We start from the raw sequence: 12,236 nt of genomic DNA, 5'->3' as shown, positions 1-12,236 counted from the left end.
TCATAAAGCTCGCGCCTGCCCGGGCGTCGATTGATGGCATCGAAGCGGGCGGCCGCGCTCGTCGGCGCGCCAGAAACGGCGTTCCGCTCGGGATGGTCGGAATGTTGAGATTGTATTTTCTTTCCTCGCTTCACAATCGATGATGGATCTTTCTCCCTTAATATTGAGTAAAAATTAGCGCATTAGAAATTATAATTTAAATAAAACATAATTAACTAAAATAACTAGGAAACAAAAACCGCCGCGGAAGGGCGACGGTTCTTAAAAGCGGAATATGCTGCGAAGTTATGCAGCGAGTTCGTCTGTCTCGTTTTCCTTGAACATCTTGGCAAGGTTCAGGAAGCAGATCATGCCGTTCTCCGTTGCGATGATGCCTTCGCAATAGGCGCGATCGAAGGAGGCGGTTACTTCCGGAACGGGCTGAACCTGTTCGGAGGCGATCGTGAGAATATCCGAGACACGGTCAACGAGCATGCCGATGACCATGTTGTGTACTTCGGCAACAACGATGGCGCTGCGCTCGTTGGCGACCGTGCTCTGCATGCCGAGCTTGTAGGCGAGGTCGATGATCGGGATTACCGAGCCGCGCAGGTTCATGACGCCGATGACATCGGCCGGTGCGTGCGGGATCGGCGTCGACGGCGCCCAGCCGCGAATTTCGCGGATCGTGGTGGTCTTGACGCAGAATTCCTGATCATGCAGCCGGAAAGCAATGATCTCCAAAGTTTCGCCGCTGAAGCTGGTGGAATTGATCGTGGCCATGAACGTTCTTCCCATTGAACCGTGACGCCAAATCCGGCGTGTTGTTGGCACGATAGAGCAAGAACATTGCTCAAACCTAAATCTATACACACGGTTTCGGCAGTATAAGCACGTAGAGCACGATGCTGGAAGTATGGAGGTTGTAAAGGGAGGCCAGCCACCCGCCCTCGTGGTTCGAGACGGGCCTTTGGGCCTCCTCACCATGAGGGCTGATCTTCCGTGTTGTTGAAAAATCATGCGCCGTATCGAGGGCCGGCTTCGCTCCATCCTCACCCTGAGCTTGTCGAAGGGCGAGGATGGTCTCGAGGGAAGAATGGACAGCCTCAGGCGGCCCGGGTCGGGCGATCGAAGATGCGGCGGCCGAAGAGGCTTGCAGCCATCTCCACGAGAACGCGGGCGCTCTTGCCACGATCGTCGAGGAAGGGGTTGAGTTCGACGAGATCGAGCGACGAGACGAGGTTGCTGTCGGACAGCATCTCCATGATCAGATGCGCCTCTCGATAGGTGGCGCCGCCCGGCACCGTGGTTCCGACGCCCGGTGCTATGTCCGGATCGAGAAAATCAACGTCGAAGCTGACATGCAGCAGGCCGTTGGCGGCGCTGACGGTATCGAGCACCTTGCGCATGATAGCCGCGACACCCTGCTCGTCGAGCGAGCGCATGTCGAAGACGTTCACGCCGTGCTCGCGGATTTCCTCACGCTCGCGCGCGTCGACGGAGCGGATGCCGACCTGGAACACCTTCGTCGGGTCGACCAGCGGCCGGCCGGCCGGCAGCACGCCCTCGATCTCGGCCTCGCCGCAATAATAGGCGACAGGCATGCCATGAATATTGCCTGACGGCGAGGTGGCCGGCGAATTGAAATCGGAATGGGCGTCGAGCCAGAGCACGAACAGCGGACGGCCGACTTCGGCTGCATGGCGGGCCATGCCGGAAACGCTGCCCATGGACAGGCTATGGTCGCCGCCAAGGATCAGCGGGAAACCGCCTGACGATACGACATCGAAAACCTTTGCTTCCAGCGCGCGCGTGAAGGCGCCGACGATCTTCAGATTATGCGCCTGCGGATGCTCCGGCAGGTCTGCCGCCGGCGCCGGATGCAGGTCGCCGCTGTCCGTGACGCGATGGCCGAGTTCGATCAGCGTGGTTTCGATGCCGGCGATGCGGAGCGCCGTCGGGCCCATGCCGGCGCCGCGGCGGCCGGAGCCTTCCTCCAGGGGAACGCCGATCAGGGTAACGGGAGTGGATTGGGTATTCATCGGCATTGCTCCGAGGGTTAGAGGCTGTTGCCCACATTATCGATTTTCCGCATGACAGCAAAAAGATGGAAAATTGTCCAAAATTGGCTGGCTTTTGGCGAATTGATCAATTCGATTTGGCAAAAATGACAAGCATATTGGCGGCCGGGCAGCATCCTCTTCGGCTTGCCGGGAAACAGCGTCCGAATGAGGCAGTCTACGAGGGGCGCGGAGATTTGTCCCTCAATACTCATGCTCGTAGACGATGCCGGCTTCGCCGGCGCCATCCGAGCCTGCCGCGCCGCGCAGCTTCACGCCGCGCCCGACATCGAGATTGATGATCGCCTTGGTGTTGTTGTCGGCGCCCTGCTGCACTTCGATATAGGTGCGCTTGTTAAGGTATTTGCCGGCGCCGACCTGCGCCTGGCCGTTCGCATCCGTGGAAATGTCGAGATCATCAACACCGAGATGGCTGCGAAGACCCTCGAACAACGAGGTGGAGCGTCCGCCCGCGAGCTGGCTTGCCGCATCGGCGAGCTGGGCGATCTGCATGGCGGATAGTTTCGACATGGACTGGCCGAAGATCAGCTGCGCCAGCACTTCGTCCTGCGGCAAGGTCGGCGAGGAGGAGAAGCCGATCTGCGGATCGGTCGCAAGGCCGGTCACGTCGACCGTGATGGTCGTGGAGCCTGCCGTCGACGTTGCTTCCATGTTGAGGGCCGGCGTCAGATCGCCGCCGAAGGTGATTTTGCTCGTATCGGTGAAGTCGAGCCGGCGGCTGAGAATCGTCAGGCGCCCGCGCCGCATGGTGAAACCACCGGATACGATGGGTTGCGCGGCTGTTCCGCGCACCGTGATGCTGCCGCCGAGTTCGGCGTCGATACCGCGACCGCGCACGAAGATCTGCGAGGGCGCGTCGAGCTGCAGGTCGATGCCGAGAGTGGTCGACTTGCTGCGCGGCCCTTCAGGCTGCTGGTCCTTGAACTGAGCCGTGACGGCAGCTGGCGCATTCTTGTGCTTGATGTTGATTTCCGACAGCGAGGCCGGAAGCTTTTCAGGCACGGTGATCGACGCCTTGTTGATCCTGAGATTACCTGTGAGCATCGGCGCGGTCATCAGCGGACCCTTGACGCCGAGCGTGCCGTTGACGGTCGCAGCCACCAGCGTCCCATCAACATAGGTGGCATTGTTGAACTTCACCTGGATGTCGGCCGGGAAGCCGCTGTCCGGCGTAATGCCGACCGTGCCGCTGCCCGATATGCTGCCGCCGCTGGCGAGATTGCCGCTGAGCCGCGAGATGACCGCCTGCTTGCCGTCGAGCGTGACCGTGGCGGCAAGGCCGTTCAGGGTCAGATTGCGGCGGACATCGACGAGCTTGGCGCCGTCGGTGGTGATCGTGCCTGATATGGCGGGTGCTGCGGTGGTGCCGCCGATCTGCATGTCGATCTTGGCTGCGCCCGTCACGACCAGCGCCTGAGCCGCAAGCTGGCCGGCAAGCGCATCGAAGGGCAGATTGCCCGAAAATTTAAGCGCCATCGCCTTGTTGCCGGCAATGGCGACGGTGCCGCCGCCGTTCAATGCGAGACCGCTCTGGCCGGTCAGGTTGGTGTTGATGGTCACGACATTGTCGGCGAACTTGCCGTCGGCCTTGATCCCAAGCGGTGCGAGGCCGGCGGACTTCGTCTGGCTTGTCGCGGCGCCCGTCCAATTGGTCTGAAACACGACGGTTGGCGAAGTGGCCTTGCCGCTCACCGCCACCGTGCCGGAGATGGCGCCTTCGGCTGCCAGTGTCGGGGCGAAGACATTGGCAAGGCTCGCCGGCAGATTGGCGATCTTGGCATTGATGTTCAGGCTTTGGCCGGCGGTTCCGTCGACGGTGACCGAGCCGCCGCCCGTCTGGAGGGTCAAGCCGTTCAATGAGGCGACGCCATTCTTGATGACGATCTTCGTCGGTGCCGCGAGCTTTACCGGTACTGTCCGTGGTGCGCCGGCGAAGGCGTCGAGGTTTACGACCGTCTGGCCGTCCGCAGTCTCGACGCTGCCGCGTGTCGTCAGCGGAGCGTTGTCATAGGTCGATTTCAGATCGAAATCCGTGCGGCTGCCTTGCTGGGTGAAGGTCAGGCCGAGATTGGCGATGCGATTGGCGCCCGATGCAATGGCGTCGGCGCGGATGCTGCCATTCGCCGAGAAGGCCTTCAGGTCGTCGACGGTCAGCGCGACGGCCGGCTTGCTGATGACGAGATCGTCGCGACGGATGCCGTTACCGTTGGCGTTCACCTTCAGGCCGATCTTGCCGTTGGCACTGGCGATATCGAGCGAGCCCTTGAGGTCACCCTCGGCCTTCTGTCCGGCCAGCGCCGCAAGCAGGCTGAGGTCGGGCAGATCAAAGGTCAGTGCGCCTGTCGGCTCGAAACTCGGCGACAGCTCCATCTTGCCTTGCAGCTTGTTGGTGCCGATTTCGGCGGCCAGCGACGGAATGCTGGTACGGCCGTCCTTGGAAACCGCGTCGGCGGTGATGCGGATCGGCTTGCCGTCGATCGAGCCGTTTGCCTGCATATTTGCCTGTGGCGCCTTGGGGTCTGCGGTTCCCGTCACGCCGATGTCGAGCGTATCCAGCAGCCGTCCGGCCAGCTTGACATTGACAGCCTTGACCGTCGCATCGATGCCGAGTGCTGAAAGCGGGCCTTTGGCCTTGAGGCCGATATCGGCCTGCCCCTGTGCATTCGGGACGAGCTTTGAGAGATCGAGCACCTTGCCCGACAGATCCGACGTCAATGACTGGCCGTTGAGGGCGACATTGCCGTTGATCTCGGCGACATTGGATTTCACCGCCAGATTGGACAGCGTCATCTTGGCCGGCACGGTGCCCGCGACCTGGCCTTCCAGCGAAATCGTGCCTTCGAACTTGTTGGAGACGCCGTCAGGCAGGACGCCGGGGAGCGCGAAGAGCTTGAAGTTGCCCGTCAGTGCCTTCGAGGACAGCGTGTACTTGCCGTTGACGGTGCCGCCGATGCTGGCGCTTTCGAGCGTCGTATTGTTGAAGCCGATCGTGTCGGGCGAGAGCTGCAAGGGGGCGGTCAGCGAGATCGGCGCCCGGACGAGGCGGTTGAGATCGGCGCTGACGAAAGCCGTCTGGCCGACGACGAGGCGAAGCTGCAGCGGACCGGACATGCCGGCAAGATTGAAGGCGTCGCTGCGGGCGCTGAGATTGATTTGCCCGATATTGCCCTGTGGCGTGCTGGCGCTGTCGAGCGCCGCCTTGGCATCAATCTTCACCGATTGGGCAGCACCCGTCAGCGCGATGTCGACGCGCGAAATCAAGGCACGGACCTCGCCGTCTTCCATCGGCCAGCGGAAGTCGACGGGGCCGGAAGTGCCGATCAGATTGGCATTGAGGCTGTTGTTGCCGGCGGGATCGAGCGTGCCGGACGCGGCAAGCACGGCGCTGCCGGTGGCAAGGTTGCCGGTCTGGATATCGATCTTGCCCTTGCCGTCGAAGGTTGCCGAGACATCGATGGTCGTCTGCCCGGCAAAGAGCGGCCGCATGGTCGGCGGCAGGAGAGAATCGACGTCGCCGCCGCCCTTGACGTCGATATGGTGCAACCCGTCGGTGGAGAGGCTGTGGTGGCCGGTGATGGCGACGGTCGGTTTGCCGTCGAGCGCTGCCTGCAGCTTACCGGCCCAATTCGAGAGGGGGCCGTCGCCGGAAAGATCGATATTGACGGCCGGACCGCCAGGCAGATGCAAGAGCCCGGCTAGCATGCCGTCGCGCGGCTCGGAGATCTGCGTCTTCAGCTTCAGCTGGTTTTCGGCCGGCGCGAAGGCGATGTCGGCGGAGAGTTTGGCATCGGGCACATCTTGACGGCTGGCATTCAGCGTCAGGCCCATGCTGCTGCTGTTTGCCTTGACGCTGCCGTTGGCCGCCAGAACGAAGTCCTGTCCGGCGACAGCCTGCCCGACGCGGAGATCGGGCAGCGCGATGGTGCCGATATCGATGGCGATGGGTAACGAGAAGCCGCTGCCGCCCGTCGACGAGGTTTCCGGCGCGGGTGTGGCCGTCGATACGGGCAGCCGCTCGAAATCGACGACATCAGCCGCGACGCGATCGGCGTGGAAGGTGCCGGTCAGCAAGGACAGCGGAGACCAGTCGACGGCAAGGTTCTGCACCTTGGCATAGGTGCCCTTCGTATCCGCTACGGTGATCGAACCGACCCTCAGGCTGCCGTTCAGCAATCCGGAGGGTGCGGCAATGGCAATGGTGCGATCCGGCGTCGAGGCGAGCTTTGCCACCTGGTCGACGGCATAGCCGGTTGCAGAGGGCACCAAGCCGACGACGAGCACAGCCGCGATCACGAGCACAAGGATGGCCACGACCGCGTATGCGATCCAGCGCACCAATCTGCCGAGGATTCGAATCAATATGCTCATGAAAGCGACAGTAACCTCAATTTTGTAACCGTGTGCTGAACCGTACGCGACAACTAGACGGTTTGTCAGAAGGCCTGACCGATGCCGGCGTAGATGCCATAAGATGTGCCATCGTCATATTTCTTCAACGGCACGGCGACATCAAGCCTGATCGGGCCGAAGGGCGTAGCGTAGCGCAGGCCGACGCCCGCGCCAATGCGCACATCGGTAAACTCCGGGAAGACGGTGTCGGTGACGCTGCCCATGTCGACGAAGGGCACGACACCGATCGTATCGGTTATCTTGACGCGAGCTTCGAAGGAGGCGGTCACATAGGAGCGCCCGCCGGTTTCGTCACCGTTGGAGTTGTAGGGCGAAATCTCCTGATAGCTGTAGCCGCGTACCGAGCCGCCGCCGCCGGCATAGAAGCGCCGGGTGGCGGGAATGTCCGCGATGCTGTTTGCGCCTATCAGCGAGCCCGCGGCGAGCTTGCCGGCAAAAATGACGTTGTCGTTGGCGCCGATGCCCTTGTAGCCGGTGATCGAGCCCTCGAAGGAGCTGAAGACCGAGCCGCCTATGGCATCGTAGCTCGGCTTGGCGCTGATCGAAGCGCGGTAGCCCTCCGTCGGGTCCAGCTTGTTGTCGCGCGTGTCGCGGACATATTCGAGTGGGATCGCGATCGTCAGATAGTTCTGCTTGCCGAAGGCGGCGGTGGTGTCGGATTCATAGGATACTTCGCCGCCGGCCGAGACTGTATCCTGATCGTTGATCTCATAGGCCAGAGCGCCGCTTGCCGTCACGAGATTGGCGTCATAGGCGTCGGGATGCAGGGTCTGCATCTTAAAGGCGGCGGTAAAGGTCGCCGATGGATAGAAGGTCGCGGGCCGGACATAGGTGATGCCCGCACTGTAGTCGAGCTGACTGACATCCGTGGTTTCGCCGAGACGAGAGACAGATCCCTCGATGCGCAGCGAGTCGGCGCGGCCCGTCAGGTTGCGATGCCCCCAATAGCCTTGCAGGCCGAAACCGTCGATGGTGGAATATTGCGCGCCGACGCCGAAGAAGCGCTGCTTGCCTTCCGATACCTCGATGGTTGTGGGAATGCTGCCGTCCGGTGCCAACTTGTCGGCCTCGCGGATGGTGACGCTGGAGAAGACGCCGAGTTTCCGCAGGCGATCCGAGGCCTTCTTCAATTCCTCCGGCGAATAGGGCCTGCCTTCGTTGATGCGGGCGTAGCGCTTGATAAAGTCAGGATCGACCGATTTCTGGCCAGTGACGCCGACATTGCCGAAGGGGGCGACGGGGCCGCTATAGATTTGCAGCGAAACGTCGACCGTGTTGCTTGCGTGGTCGGCGACAACCTCGCGCTTGTCGAGTTTGGCGAGCGGATGGCCCTCGTTCTTGAAGTCGGCGACCATTTTGTCGCCTGCCTTCAGAATGGTGAGGGAGCCGGCATTGCCGCCCGGCACGAGGCCGTATTTGACCGGGTCCAGCCTTGCGGCATCGCCGAGCAGGTTGATCTTGCCGAGCTTGAAAACAGGGCCGGGATTGACGCTGATGGTGACGGCAACGGGCTTGGCGCGGCTAAAGGTCGGCGTCGGCGGCAAGGCGTCGAGAGGCGTACCATTGATGGTAATGGTGACGACGCCGCCGTAACGCGCCTTCTCATAAAGCGCTGCGATCAGCCGGTCGCGATCGTCACGCGCCTTTACGACGACGCCGAGGTCACCGGATACGGGCTTCTTCTCGTCGGAGATCAGCATCGAGGTATCGCTCAACGCGTCCTTGAGATCCTTGTCGAGATTGCCTGACTTGAAATCGACCGTGTAGTGGACGGGATCGGAAACCTGATCCGTTGTTTCGTCCTCACCCCAGAGCTTTATGCCGAAGAGCTTGAATGCAAAGGCGTTTCCAGCGCACACCGGACCGAGCGCAAGGGCTGCCGCAACCGCTGCCACGGTTCCTGCCTGCCGATACGCAATACTCTTTCTCGGTTCAGTTCTTTTATGCATACGCCGCTTTACGGTTACATGAGAACTTACTCAGTTTGACGTTTCCCGGGAGTTAACGCGCGGCCACCATAGAGGCAAAAGTCTCTCAGGTGTACCGTTTTGGAGTCAAAAACCTTGAAAATGTGCCCGATAAAGGTCGAAATGCCGGCGCTTGCGGCGCGTTTCCGCGTGTTCAGGCAGCCCGAAAGCCGACCCGTTTGAGTTGTCCGGAGAGTGCCAGGACTGATGCGGCTGGCCGTGGGGTGCGTCACGTATAGGAATCAAAAAGTCCCGGATCTTGCGATCCGGGACTTTCGAAATCTCGATCGAGGATCGATCAGTAACCGCGATAGCCGCCACGCGGGCAATCGTCGATGTAGCGACGGCCGTAACGGTCGCGGTAGTAGCACTGGCCCGGCTGTTCCTGGACGCTGCCGATGACGGCGCCTGAAAGACCACCGATCGCGGCGCCGACGGCAGCGCCGCGGACGTTGCCGGTCACTGCGCCGCCGATGATGGCGCCACCCGCCGCGCCGATGCCGGCGCCTTGTTCAGTCGGCGTGCAGCTTGCGATAGACAAGCCGACCAGTGCGAGCATAAGAACTTTTTTCATTTACTCTCTCCAACGTTAGTTAAGCCGAACCCCGGCCAACGTCGTCCCAATTCTTCAGCTCCACCACGATGGGCTGTCTTTCAGTCCTGCAATGATAGAAAATATCGTGCAAAATATGATTGTCTATTGGTGGACGTCAGTTTTTTTATTGCTGAACAAGGGCAAGTTCCCGTCCGGAGAATAAAACAGTCCAAGCGGGCACAAAATCCGCCTCCTTTCTAAAGTAGAGGTTGATTGGACTGCGAAAAAGTCAAATGATGTTCCTTGCCTCTGGAGGAGAGGCGAGGAGGAAAATATGGCAAAAGTGACTTTGACGGTGAACGGCCGTTCGGTCAGTGGCGAGTGCGAGGATCGCACGCTGCTTGTCCATTTCATCAGGGAAAAACTCGGGCTGACCGGAACGCATGTCGGCTGCGACACCAGCCAGTGCGGCGCCTGCGTCATCCATATGGATGGCAAGTCGGTGAAGAGCTGTTCCATCCTGGCCGTTCAGGCTTCCGGCTCCAAGATCACAACCATCGAGGGTCTGGCCGCCAATGGCGAGCTGCATCCGGTCCAGGCGGCCTTCAAGGAGCATCACGGCCTGCAATGCGGCTTCTGCACGCCGGGCATGGTGATGACGTCGGTCGACATGATCAACCGCCACGGCGGCAAGCTGGACGAGAAGACGGTGCGCAGCGAGCTCGAAGGCAATATCTGTCGATGCACCGGCTATCACAATATCGTCCAGGCGGTGCTATCAGCCAATGCTGAAATGCATGCCGCTAATCAAGCGGCGGAATAAAGTTTCACCGAGACCGTCTGGCGAACCGCCTGGACCGTGATCTTGGCGAAATTGCCGGGCCCGGAACCCCAATGGAGGATGTGATGGGCGTTGAAGGCATTGGTGCGCGTGTGGCGCGCAAGGAAGACAAGCGATTTCTGACGGGCAAGGGGCGCTACACCGACGACATGGTGACGCCGGGAATGAAATACGCCTATTTCGTCCGCAGCCCGCATGCACATGCAAAGATCAAGAACATCGATGCGTCGGCGGCTCTTTCCATGCCCGGCGTGATCGGCGTACTGGAAGGCAAGCAGCTGCTCGCCGATGGCATCGGCAATCTGATCTGCGGCTGGATGATCCATTCCAGGGATGGGTCGCCGATGAATATGGGCGCCTGGCGACCCCTGGCGGTCGACATCGTCCGCTATGTCGGCGATGCCGTCGCGATCGTCGTGGCCGATAGTCTTGGCGAGGCGCGCGATGCGGCCGAAGCCGTAGAGGTCGACTATGAGGAGCTGCCTGCCGTCGTCGAGGCCGTGGATGCGCTGAAAGCTGGTGCGCCGCAGATCCATCCGGAGGCGGCGAACAATCTGATCTTCGACTGGGAACTCGGCGATGCGGCAGCGACCGACAAGGCGATTGCCGAGGCCGCGCATGTCACCGAAATCGAGATCCATAACAACCGGCTTTCGCCGAATGCCATGGAGCCGCGCGCTACGCTCGGCATCTACGATGCGGCCGAAGATCACTATACCTGCTACACGACCAGCCAGAACCCGCATGTGGCGCGGCTCGTCATGAGCGCCTTCTATAATGTCGCGCCGGAAAACAAGCTGCGGGTCATCGCACCGGATGTCGGCGGCGGCTTCGGCTCGAAGATTTATATCTATCCGGAAGAAATCGTCTGTCTCTGGGCATCGAAGAAGACCGGCGTGCCGGTCAAATGGACCGCCGACCGCACGGAAGCCTTCCTCACCGATGCGCATGGCCGCGATCATCTTTCGAAGGTGAAGATGGCTTTCGATGCGCAAAACCGCATGACGGCGCTGAAGGTTGACACGATCGCCAATCTCGGCGCCTACATGTCGCTCTTCTCCTCGGCGGTGCCGACCTATCTCTATGCGACGCTGCTTTCGGGCCAATATGACATTCCGGCGATCCACGCCAATGTCCGCACGGTCTATACCAACACCGTGCCTGTCGATGCCTATCGCGGGGCGGGGCGGCCGGAGGCGACCTACCTCCTCGAGCGCACCGTGGAAACGGCTGCGCGCGACCTCGGCGTTTCGCCGGCGGAGCTGAGACGGATCAATTTCATCCGTTCCTTCCCGCATCAGACGCCGGTTATCATGAACTATGATGCCGGCGACTACGAGGCTTCGCTCAACGCCGCCATGCAGCAGGCGGATTGGGCCGGCTTCCCGGCCCGCAAGGCGGAGGCTGCCGGGCGAGGTATGAAGCGCGGCATCGGCATGAGCTGCTACATCGAGGCATGCGGCATCGCGCCGTCGCAGGCCGTGGGGTCGCTCGGGGCCGGCGTCGGCCTATGGGAATCGGCCGAGGTGCGGGTGAACGCTGTGGGAACGATCGAAGTGCTCACCGGCTCGCACAGCCACGGGCAGGGGCACGAGACGACCTTCGCGCAGCTGGTTGCCGGCCGGCTCGGCGTGCCGATCGACAGCGTCTCCATCGTCCATGGCGATACCGACAAGGTGCAGATGGGCATGGGCACTTATGGTTCCCGTTCGGGTGCGGTCGGCATGTCTGCGGTCGTCAAGGCGCTCGACAAGGTGGAGGCGAAGGCGAAGAAGATCGCCGCGCATCTGATGGAGGCCGACGAAAGCGACATCGTCATCGAGAACGGCGAGCTGAAGGTGGCCGGCACGGACAAGGCGCTGCCCTGGTTCCAGGTGGCGCTCGCCTCTTACACCGCTCACAACTTGCCCGCCGGCATGGAACCGGGCCTGAAGGAGACCGCTTTCTACGATCCGGCCAACTTCACCTTCCCGGCCGGCTGCTACATCTGCGAGGTCGAGGTCGATCCGGAAACGGGCAAGACCGAGATCGTGCAGTTCGTCGCGGCCGACGACTTCGGCAACATCATCAACCCGATGATCGTCGAAGGGCAGGTGCACGGCGGCATCGCGCAGGGTATCGGCCAGGCGCTGCTGGAGGGCGTGCATTACGACGAGAGCGGCCAGCTTCTGACGGCGAGCTTCATGGATTACACCATGCCGCGCGCCGACGACCTGCCGTCCTTCCAGCTTTCGCACCAGAACACGCCGTGTCCGAATAACCCACTGGGCATCAAGGGATGCGGCGAGGCGGGCGCCATCGGTTCGCCGCCGGCACTGATGAACGCCATCACCGATGCCATCGGCAACAATGCACTGACGATGCCTGCCACACCGCTCAAGGTGTGGGAAGCGGCGCGGGCCACGGCCTGAGACGAGAGGAGG

The 12,236-nt window shown here is 61.5% G+C and carries 7 protein-coding genes; 2 read left to right on the top strand and 5 right to left on the bottom strand.

The features are described from left to right. Window positions 1-285: 285 nt before the first annotated feature. From BJ928_RS22085 to BJ928_RS22065, 5 genes are all read right to left on the bottom strand, one after another. The gene (locus tag BJ928_RS22085; protein WP_047630685.1) at window positions 286-762 is read right to left on the bottom strand and encodes a chemotaxis protein CheW; all 477 of its coding nucleotides are present in this window, start codon (window positions 760-762) and stop codon (window positions 286-288) included. 323 nt (window positions 763-1,085) lie between these two features. After that, the gene (gene rocF / locus BJ928_RS22080; protein WP_047630686.1) at window positions 1,086-2,021 is read right to left on the bottom strand and encodes an arginase; all 936 of its coding nucleotides are present in this window, start codon (window positions 2,019-2,021) and stop codon (window positions 1,086-1,088) included. A 222-nt stretch (window positions 2,022-2,243) separates the two neighbouring features. Then, on the bottom strand, window positions 2,244-6,428 hold the full coding sequence (locus BJ928_RS22075; protein ID WP_047630687.1) for a translocation/assembly module TamB domain-containing protein: 4,185 nt from the start codon (window positions 6,426-6,428) through the stop codon (window positions 2,244-2,246). Window positions 6,429-6,493: 65 nt separating this feature from the next. Next, entirely contained in the window at window positions 6,494-8,419 is a 1,926-nt protein-coding gene (locus tag BJ928_RS22070) for an autotransporter assembly complex family protein (RefSeq protein ID WP_047630688.1), read from the bottom strand. Window positions 8,420-8,735: 316 nt separating this feature from the next. Further along, window positions 8,736-9,011 (bottom strand): glycine zipper domain-containing protein, encoded by a 276-nt coding sequence (locus tag BJ928_RS22065; RefSeq protein WP_047630689.1) that lies wholly within the window; start codon window positions 9,009-9,011, stop codon window positions 8,736-8,738. 295 nt (window positions 9,012-9,306) lie between these two features. Here BJ928_RS22065 and BJ928_RS22060 point away from each other — a divergent pair, with 295 nt between their 5' ends. Together BJ928_RS22060 and BJ928_RS22055 are read left to right on the top strand one after the other, a co-directional pair. Then, window positions 9,307-9,795, top strand: coding sequence for a (2Fe-2S)-binding protein (locus BJ928_RS22060; RefSeq protein ID WP_047630690.1), 489 nt, complete (start codon window positions 9,307-9,309; stop codon window positions 9,793-9,795). 83 nt (window positions 9,796-9,878) lie between these two features. Beyond that, the gene (locus BJ928_RS22055) at window positions 9,879-12,224 is read left to right on the top strand and encodes a xanthine dehydrogenase family protein molybdopterin-binding subunit (RefSeq protein WP_047630691.1); all 2,346 of its coding nucleotides are present in this window, start codon (window positions 9,879-9,881) and stop codon (window positions 12,222-12,224) included. Window positions 12,225-12,236: the final 12 nt, after the last annotated feature.

It is taken from the genome of Rhizobium sp. WW_1, assembly GCF_003610155.1.
Taxonomy (GTDB): domain Bacteria; phylum Pseudomonadota; class Alphaproteobacteria; order Rhizobiales; family Rhizobiaceae; genus Rhizobium; species Rhizobium tropici_A.
Note: the sequence above shows the minus strand (reverse complement) of the source record. Positions and strands in the feature narration are given on the sequence as shown.